The organism is Pseudomonas sp. 32A (assembly GCF_052682255.1).
On record NZ_JBQYLY010000001.1, the window covers coordinates 5,966,483 to 5,984,242 of the forward strand.

Genomic DNA, 17,760 nt, shown 5'->3' on the forward strand with positions numbered 1-17,760 from the left:
CTACTATCGGCCGCCTGCCCAACCCACGAGGGAAAAGGAATGAGTGAGACCCCCCGATAGCCTGAACACACCACCCGAGGGATACAGCGACTGGCTGTCCGATCTCAAGAGTCGAATCCACTGCGCCCAGCAGCGCGCCACCCTGGCGGTAAACCGCGAGCTGGTGTTGCTGTATTGGCAAATCGGCCAGGATATTCTGACCCGGCAGGCGCGGCAGGGCTGGGGGAGCAAGGTGATTGAGCGGCTGGCGCAGGATTTGCGTTCAGCATTTCCGGAGATGAAGGGTTTTTCGCCGCGTAACCTGAAGTACATGCGTGCATTTGCGGAGGCGTGGCCGGATTCCGAATTTGTGCAACAGGCTGCTGCACAATTGCCTTGGGGCCATAATCTGGTGTTGCTGGACAGGTTGCCCGGCCCCGAAACCCGTCGCTGGTACATTGCACAGGCCATCGAACACAACTGGTCGCGCAACATCCTGGTGATGCAAATCGAAGTTCGCCTGCTGGAACGCAGCGGCAACGCGGTCAGCAACTTTGACGGACTGCTGCCCAAGGCGCAATCCGACCTGGCTCGCGAATCACTTAAGGATCCTTACCGTTTCGACTTCCTGGGCCTGTCCCTTGACGCGCAGGAGCGTGAAATCGAAAACGCCCTGGTCAAACATGTCACCGATTTTCTGCTGGAGCTGGGCGCCGGTTTTGCCTTCGTGGGACGGCAAGTATTGCTGGACGTAGGGGGCGAGGAGTTTTTCGTCGACCTGCTGTTTTATCACCTCAAGCTGAGGTGCTACGTGGTGATCGAACTCAAGGCCGGTAAATTCAAACCCGACCATCTGGGGCAGTTGGGCTTTTACCTCGCGGCGGTAGACGACCAGCTCAAGCACCCGCAGGACAGCCCCACCATCGGCCTGCTGCTGTGCAAGAGCAAGAACGAAGTAGTGGCCGAATACGCTCTGCGTGACAGCTCCCGTCCTATTGGGGTTGCCGAGTATCAGCTGGTGGAATCCCTGCCGGCAGAGCTGCAAACCAGCCTGCCCAGCATCGAACAGATTGAACGTGAACTGGCAAGTGATCGCCCCTCCATGGCCAGTGCTTCGTAGTACTGTGCCGACAGGCTGGACATTGGCAATCGCGTCGGCACAATAAGCGCCTTGAAAGGAACTCACCCAAGGAAAGCCATGGCCCGCCGTATTCATTCTGCCTACCCAATGTTGTTGCTCGCTGGCGCGCTGATAGGCGCAGCGATGCCTGCCAGTGGCGCGTCCTTCGATTGTAAAAAGGCCTCCACCACGGTGGAAAAGGCCATTTGCGCCAGCCCTGAATTAAGCGAACTCGACACTACGCTGGGCGTTTACTACAGCCAGGCAATGGCCAAACTGGCACCCGACCAGCGCGACGAATTGCGCCGTGGCCAGCGCACGTGGTTGCAGACTCGCAACGCGTGTGCCGGTACCCCGGAACAATTGCCCGGCTGCCTGCAATCCCAACTGAGCCAGAGAGTGGTCTAGGTGGGTACGATCACCCACAAGGACACGGCAGCCGTTGACGCAATCATCGCCAGTATTCCGTACCATCCGGCCCAGGCAGCAGAAGGACTTCGGCGCTACCCGATGAACGATCTGGCCGCCGCCTGGCTGGTCTACCTGCAGCGTTTTGAACCTGACAGTGGCGTTACGGAGAATGAGGCCGAGGAGAATCGCAAGCAGGTTCTCATAGCACTCAAGGAAGACAGTTTTCCCTGGTCGATCTGGCAGGACCTGCAGAATGATCCTGCTGTCAGCCGTGACCGGGTGATGTTGACCTTGCTGCGCATGATGATCGAGCGCCAACAGTATGAGATGTACGCCGACCAACGCCCGTATGTGCACTGTTTCGTTTTTAGCCGGCAGGGCGAGGTTGCGTATGAGTCGTTCGGGTCGTTGTACGGCTCCACCCGCGACAGCTTTGCGCCGATCTGTGCCCCACAAGGTGATCTGTTTGCTCAGCCGGCATGGAAGCGGCTGGACGACAGTTTGACCGAGCCTTTATCCACGGCCTCGCAGAACGAGGGCACGATCCGCTTCGCCAGCTATGCCGACTGGAACGCTCTTTCGCTCAAGGCCACCGCGTCACCTCGGCTGTTCCTCCAGCCAGGCGCCGCAGGGAAAGGCCAGGATCCTGAATTGACCCTGCGTAACTGGGGCGCCGATAAGCAATGGCCCGCCAAGGAACGCCAGCAGGCGCTGGCAGCCATCGAGCCGGCGCGCCAAGCGACGAGCGACTGGCTGCAACGTGAGCGCGGCTTCTCTGCAGTTGATGCCCGGCAAGCGTCTCGGGAAATCGTTCGGCAGTGGTTGAACTTGCGCCTGGACTTTATCGGTGGCCCGAGCGAGCTCTAGTTTCTCAACTTCCCGATGCAGGCGCGGGTTTCTTGCCGCTCTTGCTGGACGGGTGCTGGTTCGAGGAGCCTTTGTGGCGCGTGCTCTTCACGCTTTTTGATGGTGCGGGCGCTTTGGTCTCAGTGTCCTTGCTGCCACTGCTGTCGGCCCCGGATGGGCTGCTGGGATAGGTGCCTGGCGGCAGTGCCGAGCCTGGCACGCTGTTGCCGCTCAAGGCAGGCGTCTCGGGTACGGTGTTGTCGCCGAAGGCCGCGTAGGCGGGGGCATACAGTACGAGCGTCAAGCTGGCGGCAAGTACGATCCTTTGGGAAATGCTGGTCTTCATGACTCAATCCCTCTTGGCGATGGGGACCGAAGCCCGGAACACATCCAGGCTTCGGCGACGCCTCAATCAAGACTTCTTGGAGCCTGGGGCGTGGCTATGAGCCCCGCCTTTTTTGCCCGCTTCAGAAGCCTTCTCGCGGTCATTGGCGAAGTTGCCGCCTGAACCCTGGCCGCCGCTTTTACGGTTTGTGTCTTTCTGGTCTTTGTGACCAGCACCTGGGGTGGTTTTTCCACTATTAGCCATTTTGAAAACCCTCAATAATGAGCGAATCAATGGTGTTGCCTAATTGGGAATCCTCTAGCCAAATCAAAGTTTGAAATAGTTTCCAGGCATGCGACGAATGGACATCAAGCGGCCATTGGCTTCGCGCCGGGTGCTTTCTTGTGCGCGGCTTTCATCGCTTCCATCTCCGCGCCCAGCTCTTCCAGCAAGGCCTTGCCCAACAGCTTCCTGGCCTGTGGGAACATCTCGCTTTCCTCTTCCTCGATATGGTGCTCCAACAGTTCCTTGACGACTTTCACCCGGCCGGAAAACTCGGTGGTGGAGGGCGAAGTCTGCTTCAGGTCTGGCAGGACGAGGGAGTCGACGGTGCGATGTTCTTCCTTGGCTTCGTGGTACATGATTTCCTGATCCTTGCCCCCGGCCTTGCGAAAAGCCGGATAGAGAATTTCTTCCTCAAGGCGGGTGTGAAGGCTGATTTCCATTTCCAGTTTCGCCAGCAGCTCAGTGCGCTTTTTGACGCCGCGCTCCGTAGACTCACTCAGTTGGTTCAGGATGGCTTTGACGCGTTCGTGGTCGGCCTTGAGAAGATCAATGGCATTCATGGGTGACACCTCACGGGTAGCGAAAGGGCGGGTCGAATTGCCCGCCTGTCCACACCTCTACAGCATGAGTTGTACCAACTTGAACTGAATATTTATTTTCTTATAAATCAATCGGTTATATCGAATAAATAGCGGCGTTGGTCGTGCAGGTTGCACGGTCAGGTGGCGGTTGGCATGCATTAAACAATGCCTAGCCGCCGCTGACTTTCCAGTGCTTGATGTCGTCGGCAAACACGATCTGTTCCACCTGATGGGCAATCCCGTAGGCCAGTGACTCGTGGGCGGCGATGACTTTTTCCTCGGCCGACAGGCACTTGAAAATATCCAGGTGCGTGTCGGCGTTGGCGGTTTCCAGTTCGTAGATTTTCACGTAGCGCGCCAGGTCGTTGTCCAGGCTCGAGAGGTATTCGCGCAGACGCTGGTGATCGACGGAGCTCTGGTTGAAGTACCAGTTCATCGGGTGGATCAAAAAGCGGGAGTGGGGCGTAGTGATTCGGCGACCAGCGGCCAGGAACATGATGATGCCCATGGACTCGATGTTGCCTGCATTGATCGCACACAGCGGCACCGGCAGGGACTTGAGGAAGGTGTAGAGGGTAAAGCCGAAATTGGTGCTGCCGCCGGTGGTCGACAGGTTCAACAGCAACGAACTGGCGCCTTGCTCGATGGCGTCCAGGCAGCAATCCCGAAAGCGCTCGGTGGTGCCCTGATCGATCTGGCAGTGAAAGTGGATGATGTGCTCGGTCATCCTGAGCCTCCGTAGGGTAAGAGGTGACGTGCAGTTGAGTCTAGAAGGTTACGGCGCATGTGCCGCAACCGTTGGGCGAGAGCCATCCGTTGTAATTTTTAATGAACCCTCGGGCGTGTTGCTTGACCTAACGCATACGACCTCAGGAGGATGAATCATGCAAATCGAATATGTCTGGATTGGCTTGGCGGTGATTCTGGTGCTGCTGGAACTGTGGGCGATCAACAGCGTGCTGCGCAGTGGCAGTGGCTGGGAAACCAAGGGTTTATGGTTGGTGGTACTGATCTTCATGCCACTGTTGGGGCTGATTCTCTGGGCGCTGTTTGGGCCCAAGGGTGTGAACCGCGCGACACACGCCGCCGAGCACGGCAAAAGCTAAGACAGAATCGAAAAAGAACAGGCGCCCAAGGGCGCCTGTTTGCATTGGCTAGGGTCAAGCCGCCAGGGTTTTGGCAATCGCCTCGTTGAACGCCGGCAAATCATCAGGCGTGCGCGAGGTGATCAGGGTCCAGCCATTGGCCGGGCATTCTTTCACCTGCGCATCCACCCAGTTGGCCGCGCCGGCATTGACCAGGTCGGTGCGCACGCTCTTGTAGGAGGTAAGGGTCTTGCCGCCGATCACGCCGGCATCGATCAGGGCCCAAGGGCCGTGGCAGATGGCGGCGACAGTTTTCCCGGCCTTGACGAAATCATTGATCAGCCGCAAGGCATCCGCGTCCTGACGCAGGGTGTCGGCGTTGACGGTGCCGCCGGGGATGACCAGCGCATCAAAATCACTGCCGTGCAGATCCGAAAGCTTGGCATCGGACTCCACTGTCCTGTCTTTCTCGGTGTCCTGGAGAAAGGTCTGAGTGCTGCCACCTTTGCTGGAGCCGTGGGTCACCGTGGCACCAAAGCCACGCAGGGCTTCCAGCGGCTTGAGCAACTCGTCGCGCTCGATGCCAGTGTTGGAGGTGATGATCAGAATCTTCTTGCCGTGCAGTTGCGAACTCATGGTCGAGTGTCTCCTGAGTGGGTAGATATTAATTGGCGTGCTTGGACTGCAGCTCCCTGGCCATCTTCAAGTGGGTCTCGAGCGTTGGCAGCGTCTTCTCGGCGAAAGCCTTGAGTTCGGCGTTGTCAGAGGACGCGGCTTCTTTTTTGAACAGCGCGACGGTGTCTTCGTGGGCCTTCACCTGGTTGTTGGCGTAAGCCTTGTCAAAGGACTCATCACGGATTTCCAGGATCATTTTCTTGGCCTTGTCGGTCAGGCTGGCGTCGTCCGGCACCTTGATGTCGAGCTTCGTCGCCAGGGCGGTCAGCTCCTGGTTGGCCTTGGTATGGTCAGTGATCATGTGCTGGGCAAACGCCTTGATATCGGCGGCACTGCTCTTGTCCAACGCCAGTTTGCCGGCCTCCACTTCGGTAATTCCGCCTTGGGCAGCGGCGTCGACGAAATCATTGGAGGAGGCTGCCATGGCCACGCCAATCGAGCCTGCGGCCAGTGCGAAGGTCAGTCCCATTTGTTTCATCAGCAAGTGCTTCATGATGCTTCTCCTGAAGGGTGGCGCGATGCCGTTACCTGACTGTTGAGCGGGTGCCTGCGCAAAAGGTTTAAATTAATTTGCGCTTATTTCTCCGGGCCGCAGCCCACGCAATTTCCTTGAACTATCAAAAAACCATGGGCTCTGCTGCATAGCGGCTCCGCGCTGGAGCCTGATCTTTTAACAGCAGGAGAATCACCATGGGCACTGAAAAAACCGCCGACAAAACCCCCAATGCAATCAGCTCCGACCAGGCGCAGAAAGGCCGCCAGCTTGACGAGAAGGACAGTTCCTTGCAGCGCCCAAACCCCAAGACTGAAACCGTTGATAAGGTGATCACGCCGACGTCCATCAAGGACACACAACGGCAAACCGACCAGATCAACGAGCAAGCCGCCAAGGCCGAGCGCAAGCTGGGCCAGTGAATAACGGAGGCAGTCATGGGCCGATCCATCAGCGCCGGTGAGCTGGGTATTGAACTCAGGCCCGGCGATGACAACGCCTTGTTCAAGTGGTTTATCGCCAGCTTCTTGATGGGCAAACGCATTCAGGCGCAGATTGCGGCCCAGGCCTATCAGGTGATTGTGGTGAAGCATGGCCGGGACACCCCGCGCAAACTGCAACACTGCACCTCCCGTGAGTTGGTGGCCATGCTCGGCGAGGCGCATTACGTGCGTTACGACGAAAGCACCGCGCAACGCCTGCTGGACCTCAGCAGCAAGTTGAACGCGGAGTACGCGGGCAAGATCAGCCAGATACACGATGCCAGTGCCGACCGCGCGGAGTTTGAAAAACGCTTGAACGCGTTCGAGGGCGTCGGGCCGAAGACGGTGGAGATTTTCATGAGGGATGCAGCGTCGGTGTTGTTCTGATGCCGATTTTTCTGGGGTGTGCCGGTTGGAGCCTGCCTCGAGAGCAATGGCCTCGATTTCCTCGGCAGGGCACCCATCTGCAACGTTATGCCGCGTGCTTGAATGCGGTTGAAATCAACAGCTCTTTCTACCGTCCCCATCGCCCGCAAACCTATGAGCGATGGGCGCAATCGGTGACGCCGGGTTTTGGTTTTTCGGTCAAGGTGCCTCGGCTGATAACCCATGAGTTGCGTCTGCATGACTGTGATAAGGCATTGGATGAATTCCTCTCACAGTGCCTGCAGTTGGGCGATCGCCTGGGCTGCCTGCTGGTGCAATTACCGCCTTCATTGAACTATGAGGCAGCCATCGCTGCCGGTTTCTTCACGGCCTTGCGCCAACGTTTCGCCGGCCATGTGGTGTTGGAGCCGCGGCATGCCAGTTGGGTGCAGGCCGAAGGCATGTTGCAGGAGTATCAAATAGGCCGGGTAGCCGCCGACCCGCCGGTGATTGCTGAAGGTGACGTACCGAGAGGTTGGCAGGGCGTGCGTTATTGGCGCCTGCACGGTTCGCCGCGTATCTATCACAGCGCCTACGAAATGGATCGACTCCAGGCTTTGTGCGCGGCCGTGCAAAGGTCGTCAGCCGAGGGTATTCCCACCTGGTGCATTTTTGACAACACCGCCAGTGGCCATGCGGTTGCGGATGCCCTCAGCCTTCAAGCCTTGCTTGGTGGAAGGCATGAATGTGGTCAATGATTTGCGCTGACGCCTCGGTGATTGCGGTACGGGTGTTGCCCGCAATGTGTGGCGTCAATATCGCGTTGGCAATACCCGTCAAAGGCGATTCGAACTGATCTTTTTCCCTGGCGAAGGTATCGATGGCGACCCCCTTGATATGGCCGGGAAAGCGCGTCATGAACGTCGCCAACTGGCCCTCGTCGACAATGCCGCCACGGGCTGTATTGATCAGGATCGACCCCGGCTTCATCCGTGTGAATGCAGTGCTGTCGAACAAGCCCTTGGTCTGCGGGGTAAGCGGCGTGTGAATGGACACGACGTCGGCCTCATCCAGCAATTCGCCGACTGTGGCGCGCCATTGCAGGCCCAGGTTAGCGGCGGCTTGCCGGGTGAATCGTTCGGAGCCAGTGGCGATCACGTGCATACCCAAGGCTTGGGCTTTATGGGCGAGCGCCTGGGCGATCCTGCCGGTGCCCACCAGCCCCAGCGTCAACTCGGCGATTTGCAACGCGGGCGCGAGCAGGCCTTTCGACCACTGGCCTTGATGGGTTTGGGTGTTGTAGAGGTTAAGGTCCCGAGACAGGAACAGGGTTTGTGCCAGCACATACTCCGCTACTGCTGTTGCGTTGGAGCCCGGGGTATTGAGCACGGCCACACCATGCTCGGCGGCGGCCTGCAAGTCGATATGGTTGAGCCCGACGCCAGCCTGGGCGATTGCCTGCAACGGGTTGCTTAGATGAGGCGAGGCCGCGGCGTTGATCAGTGCAGCGCCCAAGGGGATGTTCAAGCGGGTCTTGAGGACGCTGTAGCCCCCGGCGTTGACCACGGTGCTGATCAGCGAAGGTGTGTCGTGGCAGTTGATATCCACGAACTGAATCCGCCCGGCGTACTGTTTTTTGATGCTTTGCTGGTCGGTGAAGTAGTGCAGGTTGAGGGTGATTTCCAACCCGTATGCCAGGCACCGCTCGATTTCATCATGGAGCAGTGGAGGGTTGGGAGCATCCAGAATCAGCACGGGAAACGCCATGGGAATATTCCTCTGCACAGGCTATCGGGCCTGGCCTGTCATGGGACGGCTTGTCAGGCATCCACTTGCAACACCTCCAGCCCCTGGCATTCATAAGCCTCGACGCTGCCCGGCGGCACATGCCACTCGGTAATCAGGGTACGGATGCGGCTGCACGGAGCCACCACAAATGGCTCCACGGCGCCCAGTTTGTCGGCCAGGGTGACGGCCACCACGTGGGAGGCGCTGTCGAGCATAGCTTGTTTTACTGCTACCTCCTCAAAGTGCAGCGAGCTGATGCCGACCTGTGGATGCAGGGCGCACACACCGTGAACAGCAGGTCGGCCTTGATGCCCTGGATCAGCCGCAACGCCTCGTGCCCGCTGGCCGCCATGGTCACCGGGTTGAGTTGGCCGCCGGCGAGGATCACCGTCACATTGGGGTGCTCGGACAACGCGATGGCAATCATCGGTGAGTGGGTGACGGCGGTCAGCTTGATGGAATGCGGCAAGGACTGAGCGATTTGCAGGGTGGTGGTACCGGAGTCGAACAGCACGATCTGGCCGTCTTCCACGCGATCAGCGGCGAGTTGCGCCAGGTGGCGTTTGGTCGCGGTGGTTTCGCCGAAACGCGTGAAGAAGTCTTTGCCCGTGTCCTTTGGTCGCGGCAGGGCGCCGCCATGCACGCGTTGCAGCAAACCGGCAGAGGCGAGTTCGCCGAGGTCGCGGCGAATGGTGTCCTGGGAAACGGCGAAATGTTCCACCAGTTCCGAGGCGGTGACCTTGCCGTCGCGCTCCAGCAGCAACAGGATTTTTTGTTTGCGCAGGGAGGGCAGGTCGACGGCGGCATGGGTGTTGTGCATGTTTATGCTCGTTAATGCGTGTTTGTGCGAGATTAATCAGCATTAAGCGCAAACGCAATGGTGTCCCTCCGACGCCCTGTCGAATGTGCTGAAAATCATGACCAAACCACGCAGGGTCATGAGCGTGCTCGCTATCAAGTGCCGTGGTTGCGGCCAGCGAGGTGATGCAGGCGTTTTAGCTGCCGTGAAGCTTTCCAACAGAGCATTACTGAGCAAAAAAATCGTAAAAAAATAAAAAGAGTTGTCCACGGAAACCGTGGGTATCTCTGTGGATAACTTCCCTTGAGCCCGGCGGGTATGGCGATTTAACCTGCGGTTAATATTTGATCAGTCGCTGTTTATGGCCAGTATGGGCAGGCTTTGCGCCTTGACAGGCACCGGCGAAACCGGTGCCGAAATGCAGATTTACGAGTCGTTCGGACGCCCGGTAGAGGGACCGGCCACCTGGGTTGGGCGCTTCGATTGCATCAGGCTATCCAAGGCCTGGCGGTAGGTGCGCCCAGCCAGCCGCATGCTGTCGTTATGAGTAGCGCCGGGCACCAGCAACAGGTGTTTGGGCTCTTGTGCCGCGTCAAACAGTTGCTGGCTGAAGCGCGGTGGTACGAAGGCGTCGGCGAGTCCGTGAACCACCAGCAGCGGCATGTGGATATCGGCGATCTTGTCGATCGAATCAAACTTCTGCGACAGCAACCAGCGCACCGGCAGCGAGGTCTTTGCCACCGCCGTGGCGACGTCCGCCAGTGACGTGAACGTGGACTCGATCACCAGCCCGCGCACCGGCGGCGGCATATGATTATCCGCTGCCTGTTTGCCCAGTTCCGCCGCGAGGTCGATAGCCACGGCGCCACCCAGGGAGTGCCCGTAGATCAGCCGCTTGGCGGGGTCGGGTTGCAGCACCTGGAAGCGTTCCCAGGCGATGCGCGCGTCTTCGTACACGCTGGTTTCCGAAGGCAGGTCGCCCTGGCTCTGGCCGAAGCCGCGGTAGTCGATGGCCAGTACCGAGAAACCCAGGGCCCGCAGTTGCTCAATGCGAAACAGCTGGCCGGTGAGGTTCCAGCGCACGCCGTGCAGATAGAGAATCGCCGGTGCGTCCTTCTGTGCAGCCGGCCACCACCAGCCGTGAATATTTTGCCCGGACTTGAAACTTGCGGGTTTCAGGTCGAACTCCTGCACATCACGCGGCAACCCGCTGTACCAACTGGCTGTGCCCGGCTCGACGCGAAACAGCAGTTCGCGCTCCTTGTGTTGCAGCACCGCGCACCCCACGGGCAGGCCGATGATCAAGGCAGCCATGCACAGCAGGGGAAACCAGCGCAGGCCGAGGCGGGACAGTAAACGTGAAGACATGAAGGTTCCAGGACAGAGGCGAAGCACGGTTTTTAACAGATGCCTTGGCCCCGCAGGAAATATTTAGACAGTCGTCACCGGGCATTGCTTGCAAAGTATTACAGCGTTCCTTCCAGCACTGAGAAGAAGTGCCCGGGTAATGGGGAAGGATTGTCGGTGCTCCAATTGAGGTAGAGCCCGATGGTGGAAGGCGAGACGGAGAGGGGAACAAACACCACCTTGTCACCGGTGATCGAACGGGCAATCGACTCTGGCACCAGTGCCACGCCGAACCCGCACGCCACCAGACCAATCAGGGTGTGCAATTGATCGGCCTCCTGGACCACGCGCGGATAGAAGCCTGCGGCCTCGCACAATGAGATCAACTGGTGGTGATAGCCGCTGCCCAATACCTGTGGGGTGAACACAAAGTCGGCATCGGCGAAATCCTTCAGCTCGATGGCGGAATTGCCAGCGTCGGGATGGTCCACTGGCAGCGCCATCAGGATCGGTTCATCCAGCAGCAGCCGGGACTCGATGTTATCCGCCTGACCCGGCAGATAGCGCAAGAAGGCGATATCGGCATCACCCGTTATCAGGGCCTTGGCCTGGCTGGCGGAGGGCATTTCCTTGATCACCAACTGTACCTTGGGAAACCCTTGGCGAAACTGCTTGAGGGCATCCAGCAGCCAGGGATAACCGGCAATCGACACCGAGGTGATGGTGAGGGTGCCGGCCACCCCCTGGGACACCTGCCGGGCGTGTTCGACGCCTTGCTGCAATTGCCCGAGGACGGAGTAAGCCGTCTGAAGAAACGCCGCCCCGGCCGGCAGCAGCTGCACTCCGCGCCGGTCCCGCTGCAGCAGGGCAAACCCCAACTTCTGCTCCAGGCGATTGATCGCCTGGCTCAACGCCGGCTGCGCCATATGCAGGCGCAGCGCGGCCTTGTGAAAGTGCAGCTCTTCGGCAACGGCAATGAACTGGCGCAGTAGGCGGGTTTCGATCATCTCGGCTGTTCCTTCAGGTGAGTGGCTCGGCATGGCCTGATACGCGGCGGGTATCAATATCGCTGTTTTTCAGTATTAAACAGTGCGGTTGCGAGTTGTTAGGGTGGAGTGCCTATGAGGAGAACGCAACGATGGACTTTACAGGTAAAACCGCAATTGTGACCGGTGCCGCCCGAGGCTTGGGCTTCAGCTATGCGCGTGAGTTGGCGCGCCTCGGCGCGCAGGTGGTGCTCAGTGATATCGGCGCGGACGCCCTTGGTGATGGTGGGGACCCACAGGTGGTCCAGGCGGCTGCGTTGGCACTTCAACGTGAAGGTCTGCAGGTGGTTAGCCACGCGGGTGACCTGTCTGCTGAAGCCGGCTGCCAGGAACTGATCGAGTGCGCCATCACCCATTTCGGGCAGCTCGATATCCTGATCCACAATGCCGGCTGGGTCGGCTATCAGCCGATCAAAGCGGCCGACGCGGCGTTCATCCGGCGGGCAATGGACATCAATGTCTACGCACCGATCTGGCTGTGCAAACACGCCTGGCGGCACCTCCAGCAATCCACCGCACCGCGCGTCGTGCTGACCACCTCCGACCGTGCGATGTACACGCACTATGCGCAGCCGGGACTGGTTGCCTACAGCGCCGGCAAGATGGCGCAACTGGGGATCATGAATGCGTTGAGTGGCGAAGGGGCCGAGGATGGAATTCTGGTCAATGCCATCTCGCCGGTCGCCAAGACCCGCATGTGGGGCGTGAGCGGCGAACCGGACAACCTCAAGCCGGAGTGGGTAACCCCCGGGGTGATCTTCCTGGCCTCGGCATCGTGCCAGGACAGCGGCTACATCCTGCGGGCCAGTAACGGCCAGTTCACCGCCACACGTTTCGCTGAGAACCCGGGCGTCGAGTATCCAGTTGACCTGGCGCGGGTCCAAGCCTCGGATGCTACGCAAGTCGCCGCATCATGGGAGGCCATCAAGGAGTGTTGACGGTCACGCAAGATAAAGCGTCAGCCCTTGGGCTTCATAGGGTTGCAGCAGGGACTGCGGCGTACTGGCCAATGCGACGATCGCGCTGACCTGTGCCAGCTCCACCACCTGGTAGGGCGATGCAGTGTTGAGCTTTTCCGAGGTGGCCAGCACGATGGTTTCAGCCGCGGCGTGGCACAACGCGCGCTTGACCACCGCCTCTTCATAATCGCCGGTAGACAGCCCGGCACTCGGGTGCACACTGCACACCCCCATGAAATACAGGTCGGCGTTTACCCGGCCGATGGCCTCCAGCGTGGCTGCGCCAACCCCCACCAATGAGTGGCGAAACAGCCGGCCACCGAGCATGATCACTTCAATCTGCGGATGATCCACCAGCGCCATGGCAATCGACGGGCTGTGGGTGACCACGGTGGCGCTCAGGTCCGACGGCAAGTGATGGGCCAGTTGCAGGCATGTGGTACCGCCATCGATAAACACCACCTGGCCGGGCTGCACAAGTTGTGCAGCCGTGCGGCCAATGGCGATTTTTTCCTCGGGCACCAAGTGTTCCCGAACCGAAAAATCAGCCATCGCGGGCGACGCCGGCAAGGCGCCGCCGTGCACCCGCAGCAGCAAACCTTCCTTGGCCATTTCCCGCAGGTCGCGGCGAATCGTGTCCTCGGAAACCTCCAATGCCTGGCTCAACTCCTTGGCAATCAGCCGGCCGTCGCGGTGCAGCGTGTCCAGCAGGTGTTGTTTGCGTTGTTGGGTCAGCATCGGTAGCGTCCTGCACGTTTTTTCTTGACTGTGCACGATTTTGCACGACATGCTGAATAACACAAGACAAAAAGGCCCCGCCATGGAAAACAGCCCCGTTCGTATTCACGCTGAAGAACTGCTCTCGGATAATTGGTATGTGCTGAAAAAGTACACCTTTGACCTGCGCCGCCGGGACGGCAGTTGGCAGTCCCAGACCCGCGAGATCTATGACCGAGGCAATGGCGCGACGATCCTGCTGTACAACCGCGAACGGCGCACGGTGTTGCTGATTCGCCAGTTCCGAATGCCTACCTACGTCAATGGCTACCACGGTTACCTGATTGAGTCCGCCGCCGGCTTGCTGGACAACGCCAGCCCCGAGGAACGTATTCGCCTTGAGGCGGAAGAAGAGACGGGCTACCGGGTGGGTCATGTAGAAAAGATCTACTCGGCCTTTATGAGTCCAGGCTCGGTGACGGAGCGCATTCACTTCTTTATCGGCGAATATCAGCCGGGTGATCGGGTCAGTGATGGCGGCGGGCTGGAAGATGAGGGCGAGGATATCGAGGTGCTGGAGCTGGGGTTTGAGGCGGCTCTGGCCATGGTAGAAAGTGCCGAGATCGTCGACGGCAAGACCATCATGCTGTTGCAGTATCTTGAATTGCGGATGTTGAAAGAGGGCTGGTGAATCGCGCCGGGTGGCTGGTCGTTGATGGCGTGGGCTCACGGCACGGAAAAAGCACTAAGTTCGGTGGTGCCGACGTTTGCCCTGCGGCTGAGTACTGCTACGTTGTTTGATCCTTCGTTCGTGCCTGCCGACTATTTGAACGAGTGCGCGGTGCCTGCGTATGAGGTGAGTCAGCGTGATTGTTTGCAGGCCATTGAGCAGCGGGTGGTGGCGTTTTTTTGGGGGGTGTATATCCGTTATTTAGGTAACGGCGGCTTATGGTTCCGCTCTTACAGCGGCTCACTTTGGAAAAGCCGGAATGCCGGCCCAGCCCAAAGTAAGCAAAGGGCTCTGCCCCGCCTGTCGGCGCCTCGCTGTGGCTCGGCGTTCCCTCACTCCGGCATTGCTCCGCGGGCCGCCGCGACGGGCCATCCATGGCCCGGCGCGGCTAAACCGGCGTCCTGCCGGTTTACCCGCTCCGCAATACCTGCGTTCGGCCTCGGGCTTATTGGGGCAGTCAGATCAAAATCAAAAGCAAAAGCACAGCGGCCTCCCGGCCGGCTTGAGTGTTAAAAAGCAAAAGCAAAGACCAAAGCAAAAGCAAAGCTGCTTTTCTGTGGGAGCGGGCTTGCTCGCGAAAAACCTGAGAGCGCCGCGTTCATCCAGAATGCCCGCGTCATCGTTAACGACCTTCGCGAGCAAGCCCGCTCCCACATTTTTTGGACCGTGCCCGCTTGAGCTTTTGATTTTGCTCTTCAACACTCAAGCCGGCCGGTAGGCCGCTGTGCTCTTGCTTTTGATCTTGATCTTAGGCGCCCCGTTAAACCACGCTGGCCGAACGCAGGCTTTGGAGCGTGGGTAACCTGGCAGGACGCCAGGTTAGCCGTCCTGGGCCAAGGATGGCCCATGACGGCGGCCCACGGTCCAAAGCCGGAGTGAGGGCACACCGAGCCTAGGCGAGGTGCCGAGTGGTGGGGCAAGAGCGTTTTGCTTACTTTTGCGCTCTTCAAAAGTGAGCCGCTGTAAGAGCGGAACCATAAGCCGCCGTTACCTAAATAACGGATATGCCCCCACTCCCCACCACACTCACCCCAATTTCACGTTCATGGTAATCCGCGCGGTAAACACCAATTTCCCCTCAGCATCCAGCATCTCAACCGGCACCACCTTGTCACCCGCCGTTTGCCAGTCAATCCCCTCACCACTGGCCGTCGCTGTCACGCTGCTCTTGGCCTTGGCCAGATACTCCACCGTCATCCCCTTGGGAATCCACCGCGCACCCGCCGGCACGGAAACGTCCGTCATGGTACCCGCCGCCAACTCCGCCGCGTTGCACATGGCAATCGCATGCACCGTACCCAGGTGGTTGGTAATGGCCTTGCTGAACGGCACTTCCACCGAGGCAAACCCCGGACGCAATTGGGTCATCAATGGATTGATCGTGCTGAAGTAGGGCGCCATCTGGCACGCCAGTTTGCTGAACGCTTCGGGACCGACACTGTTGAACATGCTCAAAGCCTGACTCATGGTGCTGCCTCGCTGATTAAATGGAATTCACGGAATATTGTTCCGTTACAGAATAATGTTCTGTAACGGAACAGTATTCTGCCCATGGGAAATCTGTCAAGCTGCCCGGGCTTATCCTTTCTTCAACGATTGAGCTCATGTTCAGCATGCAAACCCCGGATCTGCTCCAGCGTTGCTTCCCTGGCCGAAGGGCCGAATTGAAGCGCGATATCTTTAAGGCCGCCCTCGACCTGTTCAACGAACAGGGCCTTGAAGCCACCACCATCGAGATGATCCGCGCACGCTGCGACACCAGCGTCGGCGCGATCTATCACCACTTCGGCAACAAGGAAGGCCTGGTCGCCGCGCTGTTTTTTACCGCGCTGGAAGACCAGGCCGAATTGCGTGGGCGTTATCTTGAATCGGCCGAAACGGCGAAGGAGGGTGTGTACGCGCTGGTTCACAGCTATGTCGATTGGGTGGACAGCGAACCGCAATGGGCGCGTTTCCAGTACCACGCGCATTTCGCCGTGACCAAGGGGCCATTCGCCGCCGAGTTGGAAAGCCGCAACCAGGCGCGCAATGCAGTGCTGAAGGAGTGGATGGGGCTACCTGGGCGTGCTGATCAGCTGAATCAGGTGCCGGCCGAGCTGCTGCCGGCTCTGATCATCGGCCAGGCCGATACCTACTGCCGCGCCTGGCTGGCCGGGCGGGCGATCAGCAGCCCGCGGCTCTATCGCGAGACCCTGGCCGAGGCCGCGTGGCGTTCGGTGGGCGGCGCCTAGGGCGCCGAAGGCATCACGCGCACGGCACCGGCGTCATCGCGACCTGGTAGCGCTCATCAGAATCATCCGCCAACTGCGCCAGCGTCACCTCGCCCAAACGCTGCAGGAGCAACGCCTGGGCGTCATCAAAGGCCTGATTCAGCGCCGCGTTGACGGCCTGCTCCACCAGGCATTGCGGGTGATCGGTGGACAAGCCGACGGCAAAGATCGACGACGTGCCGAGGGCGTTGTGGATGTCCAGCAACGTGATCTCACTCAAGGGTTTGCCCAGGCTCCAGCCGCCCTGATGGCCTTTTTCCGAACGCACATAACCCTTCTCCTTGAGCAGGCCGAGGGTGCGGCGCACCACCACCGCGTTGGTGCCGAGCATCTGCGCGATGGTCTCCGAGGTGGCGCGTTCCTCGTGGCGGCCCATGTGGATCAGCACGTGGAGCATGCGCGAAAGTCGGGTGTCGTTTCTCATCTGCAAACCTCTGGATTTCCTGGCCGAAAGTATCGTTCGTAACGATTGGAGTTGCGAGACGCTTGACGAGGTATTTTTATGTAACTTATGGTGTGTCGTGAGTGCCCGGCAACCGATGCAAGGGCCACCAGAGAGGTCATCTTCATGGTTTACGACGTGATTATCGTAGGCGGCAGCTACGCCGGAATGTCTGCCGGGCTGCAGTTGGCGCGGGCTCGGCGCAAAGTGCTGGTGATTGATGCCGGGCAGCGACGCAACCGGTTTGCGGCCAACTCCCACGGTTTTCTCAGCCAGGATGGCCAGCCGCCGGAGCTGATCGCTGCCGAAGGGCGAGGGCAGTTGATGGAGTATTCGACGGTGACCTGGGTGCAGGACGCGGCCCTTGAAGCGATTCGAAACCAGGACGGTTTCGTGGTGCAAACCCGTTGCAATGGTGAGTTCAACGCTAAGCGCCTGATTCTCGCCACCGGCGTGGTGGATGAGTTGCCCGAGGTCGAGGAGCTGAAAGAACGTTGGGGCAAGCAGGTGTTCCATTGCCCGTATTGCCACGGCTATGAGTTGGATCAAGGCCGCATCGGCGTGCTGGCGACGTCACCGCTGGCGATGCATCACGCCATGATGCTGCCGGACTGGGGCACCACCACGCTGTTTACCAATGGGGTATTTGTGCCGGATGCCGAACAGCAGGCGCAACTGGATCGGCGCGGGGTCAGCGTCGAAAGCCAGGCGGTGCGGCGGATTGTCGGTGAGCGGGTGGATGTTGAATTGGCAGATGGCCGGGTGATCGCCCTGGACGGTATGTTCACTCTGTCCCGAACGCACATGGCCAGCCCGCTGGCCGAGCAGTTGGGGTGTGAGTTTGTCGAAGGGCCGACCGGGCCTTATCTGCTGACCAACGAAACGCGCCAGACCACGGTGCCCGGCGTGTTTGCCTGTGGTGATGCCAACCTGGCCGGCGGCTCGGTAGCGCTGGCAGTGGGCGAGGGCGTGCGCGCCGGGGTGGGCGCGCACTTTTCGATGATCTTCAACTGA

The 17,760-nt window shown here is 59.5% G+C and carries 22 protein-coding genes and 3 pseudogenes; 12 read left to right on the forward strand and 13 right to left on the reverse strand.

Annotation, left to right across the window (positions count from 1 at the left end; genetic code table 11):
• Window positions 1-43 precede the first annotated feature (43 nt).
• From ACUN0G_RS27450 to ACUN0G_RS27460, 3 genes are all read left to right on the forward strand, one after another.
• Window positions 44-1,099, forward strand: a complete 1,056-nt coding sequence (locus ACUN0G_RS27450; RefSeq protein WP_445574858.1) for a PDDEXK nuclease domain-containing protein — start codon at window positions 44-46, stop codon at window positions 1,097-1,099.
• Between the two features lie 78 nt (window positions 1,100-1,177).
• Complete coding sequence (locus tag ACUN0G_RS27455; protein WP_445574859.1) at window positions 1,178-1,507, forward strand: lysozyme inhibitor LprI family protein; 330 nt, start codon at window positions 1,178-1,180, stop codon at window positions 1,505-1,507.
• A complete protein-coding gene (locus ACUN0G_RS27460) occupies window positions 1,508-2,377 on the forward strand; it encodes a lysozyme inhibitor LprI family protein (RefSeq protein WP_445574860.1) in 870 nt (289 codons plus the stop codon). It begins immediately after the preceding gene.
• 4 nt (window positions 2,378-2,381) lie between these two features.
• Here ACUN0G_RS27460 and ACUN0G_RS27465 read toward each other — a convergent pair whose 3' ends face one another.
• The 4 genes and pseudogenes from ACUN0G_RS27465 to ACUN0G_RS27480 form a co-directional block, all read right to left on the reverse strand.
• Window positions 2,382-2,702, reverse strand: coding sequence for a hypothetical protein (locus ACUN0G_RS27465; protein ID WP_445574861.1), 321 nt, complete (start codon window positions 2,700-2,702; stop codon window positions 2,382-2,384).
• Between the two features lie 66 nt (window positions 2,703-2,768).
• Window positions 2,769-2,882 (reverse strand): annotated as a pseudogene (locus ACUN0G_RS27470) (general stress protein); the annotation flags it as partial.
• 167 nt (window positions 2,883-3,049) lie between these two features.
• Window positions 3,050-3,526 (reverse strand): hemerythrin domain-containing protein, encoded by a 477-nt coding sequence (locus tag ACUN0G_RS27475; protein WP_008435010.1) that lies wholly within the window; start codon window positions 3,524-3,526, stop codon window positions 3,050-3,052.
• 190 nt (window positions 3,527-3,716) lie between these two features.
• Complete coding sequence (locus ACUN0G_RS27480) at window positions 3,717-4,274, reverse strand: ATP-dependent Clp protease proteolytic subunit (RefSeq protein WP_445574862.1); 558 nt, start codon at window positions 4,272-4,274, stop codon at window positions 3,717-3,719.
• Window positions 4,275-4,431: 157 nt separating this feature from the next.
• Here ACUN0G_RS27480 and ACUN0G_RS27485 point away from each other — a divergent pair, with 157 nt between their 5' ends.
• Window positions 4,432-4,653, forward strand: a complete 222-nt coding sequence (locus ACUN0G_RS27485) for a PLD nuclease N-terminal domain-containing protein (RefSeq protein ID WP_063030824.1) — start codon at window positions 4,432-4,434, stop codon at window positions 4,651-4,653.
• A gap of 54 nt (window positions 4,654-4,707) precedes the next feature.
• On the opposite strand, the gene ACUN0G_RS27490 is transcribed toward ACUN0G_RS27485, so the two are convergent.
• A complete protein-coding gene (locus ACUN0G_RS27490) occupies window positions 4,708-5,268 on the reverse strand; it encodes a type 1 glutamine amidotransferase domain-containing protein (protein ID WP_421552443.1) in 561 nt (186 codons plus the stop codon).
• 28 nt (window positions 5,269-5,296) lie between these two features.
• Complete coding sequence (locus ACUN0G_RS27495) at window positions 5,297-5,800, reverse strand: DUF4142 domain-containing protein (protein ID WP_445574863.1); 504 nt, start codon at window positions 5,798-5,800, stop codon at window positions 5,297-5,299.
• A gap of 197 nt (window positions 5,801-5,997) precedes the next feature.
• Here ACUN0G_RS27495 and ACUN0G_RS27500 point away from each other — a divergent pair, with 197 nt between their 5' ends.
• The 3 genes from ACUN0G_RS27500 to ACUN0G_RS27510 are packed head-to-tail and all read left to right on the forward strand — an operon-like array spanning window position 5,998 to window position 7,406.
• Entirely contained in the window at window positions 5,998-6,222 is a 225-nt protein-coding gene (locus ACUN0G_RS27500; RefSeq protein WP_445574864.1) for a hypothetical protein, read from the forward strand.
• 15 nt (window positions 6,223-6,237) lie between these two features.
• A complete protein-coding gene (locus tag ACUN0G_RS27505; RefSeq protein WP_445574865.1) occupies window positions 6,238-6,669 on the forward strand; it encodes a DNA methylase in 432 nt (143 codons plus the stop codon).
• Window positions 6,669-7,406, forward strand: coding sequence for a DUF72 domain-containing protein (locus tag ACUN0G_RS27510; protein ID WP_445574866.1), 738 nt, complete (start codon window positions 6,669-6,671; stop codon window positions 7,404-7,406). Before ACUN0G_RS27505 ends, ACUN0G_RS27510 begins: the two co-directional genes overlap by 1 nt.
• On the opposite strand, the gene ACUN0G_RS27515 is transcribed toward ACUN0G_RS27510, so the two are convergent.
• The 4 genes and pseudogenes from ACUN0G_RS27515 to ACUN0G_RS27530 form a co-directional block, all read right to left on the reverse strand.
• On the reverse strand, window positions 7,360-8,415 hold the full coding sequence (locus ACUN0G_RS27515; protein WP_445574867.1) for an NAD(P)-dependent oxidoreductase: 1,056 nt from the start codon (window positions 8,413-8,415) through the stop codon (window positions 7,360-7,362). The two genes, ACUN0G_RS27510 and ACUN0G_RS27515, sit on opposite strands and share 47 nt — an antisense overlap.
• 53 nt (window positions 8,416-8,468) lie before the next feature.
• A pseudogene (locus ACUN0G_RS27520) lies at window positions 8,469-9,256 on the reverse strand (DeoR/GlpR family DNA-binding transcription regulator).
• A 405-nt stretch (window positions 9,257-9,661) separates the two neighbouring features.
• On the reverse strand, window positions 9,662-10,603 hold the full coding sequence (locus ACUN0G_RS27525; protein WP_445574868.1) for an alpha/beta hydrolase: 942 nt from the start codon (window positions 10,601-10,603) through the stop codon (window positions 9,662-9,664).
• A 98-nt stretch (window positions 10,604-10,701) separates the two neighbouring features.
• Window positions 10,702-11,589, reverse strand: a complete 888-nt coding sequence (locus ACUN0G_RS27530) for a LysR family transcriptional regulator (protein WP_445574869.1) — start codon at window positions 11,587-11,589, stop codon at window positions 10,702-10,704.
• Window positions 11,590-11,720: 131 nt separating this feature from the next.
• On the opposite strand from ACUN0G_RS27530, the gene ACUN0G_RS27535 reads away from it, so the two are divergent.
• Window positions 11,721-12,566: an SDR family NAD(P)-dependent oxidoreductase gene (locus ACUN0G_RS27535; protein ID WP_445574870.1), complete on the forward strand. Its 846-nt coding sequence runs from the start codon at window positions 11,721-11,723 to the stop codon at window positions 12,564-12,566.
• Between the two features lie 3 nt (window positions 12,567-12,569).
• On the opposite strand, the gene ACUN0G_RS27540 is transcribed toward ACUN0G_RS27535, so the two are convergent.
• Complete coding sequence (locus ACUN0G_RS27540; protein WP_445574871.1) at window positions 12,570-13,325, reverse strand: DeoR/GlpR family DNA-binding transcription regulator; 756 nt, start codon at window positions 13,323-13,325, stop codon at window positions 12,570-12,572.
• 82 nt (window positions 13,326-13,407) lie between these two features.
• On the opposite strand from ACUN0G_RS27540, the gene nudK reads away from it, so the two are divergent.
• Together nudK and ACUN0G_RS27550 are read left to right on the forward strand one after the other, a co-directional pair.
• On the forward strand, window positions 13,408-13,995 hold the full coding sequence (gene nudK, locus ACUN0G_RS27545; protein WP_445574872.1) for a GDP-mannose pyrophosphatase NudK: 588 nt from the start codon (window positions 13,408-13,410) through the stop codon (window positions 13,993-13,995).
• Window positions 13,996-14,040: 45 nt separating this feature from the next.
• Window positions 14,041-14,208 (forward strand): annotated as a pseudogene (locus ACUN0G_RS27550) (alpha/beta hydrolase); the annotation flags it as partial.
• 852 nt (window positions 14,209-15,060) lie between these two features.
• Here the strand turns inward: ACUN0G_RS27550 and ACUN0G_RS27555 are convergent.
• Window positions 15,061-15,501 carry a hotdog fold domain-containing protein gene (locus ACUN0G_RS27555; protein ID WP_258346371.1) on the reverse strand — a complete coding sequence of 147 codons (441 nt, stop codon included), beginning with the start codon at window positions 15,499-15,501 and terminating at the stop codon, window positions 15,061-15,063.
• Between the two features lie 146 nt (window positions 15,502-15,647).
• Here ACUN0G_RS27555 and ACUN0G_RS27560 point away from each other — a divergent pair, with 146 nt between their 5' ends.
• Window positions 15,648-16,265 (forward strand): TetR/AcrR family transcriptional regulator, encoded by a 618-nt coding sequence (locus ACUN0G_RS27560; protein WP_258346370.1) that lies wholly within the window; start codon window positions 15,648-15,650, stop codon window positions 16,263-16,265.
• A 13-nt stretch (window positions 16,266-16,278) separates the two neighbouring features.
• On the opposite strand, the gene ACUN0G_RS27565 is transcribed toward ACUN0G_RS27560, so the two are convergent.
• Window positions 16,279-16,728, reverse strand: a complete 450-nt coding sequence (locus ACUN0G_RS27565) for an Rrf2 family transcriptional regulator (RefSeq protein ID WP_445574873.1) — start codon at window positions 16,726-16,728, stop codon at window positions 16,279-16,281.
• A 144-nt stretch (window positions 16,729-16,872) separates the two neighbouring features.
• Between ACUN0G_RS27565 and ACUN0G_RS27570 the strand changes: the two genes are divergently transcribed.
• A complete protein-coding gene (locus ACUN0G_RS27570) occupies window positions 16,873-17,760 on the forward strand; it encodes an NAD(P)/FAD-dependent oxidoreductase (protein ID WP_445574874.1) in 888 nt (295 codons plus the stop codon).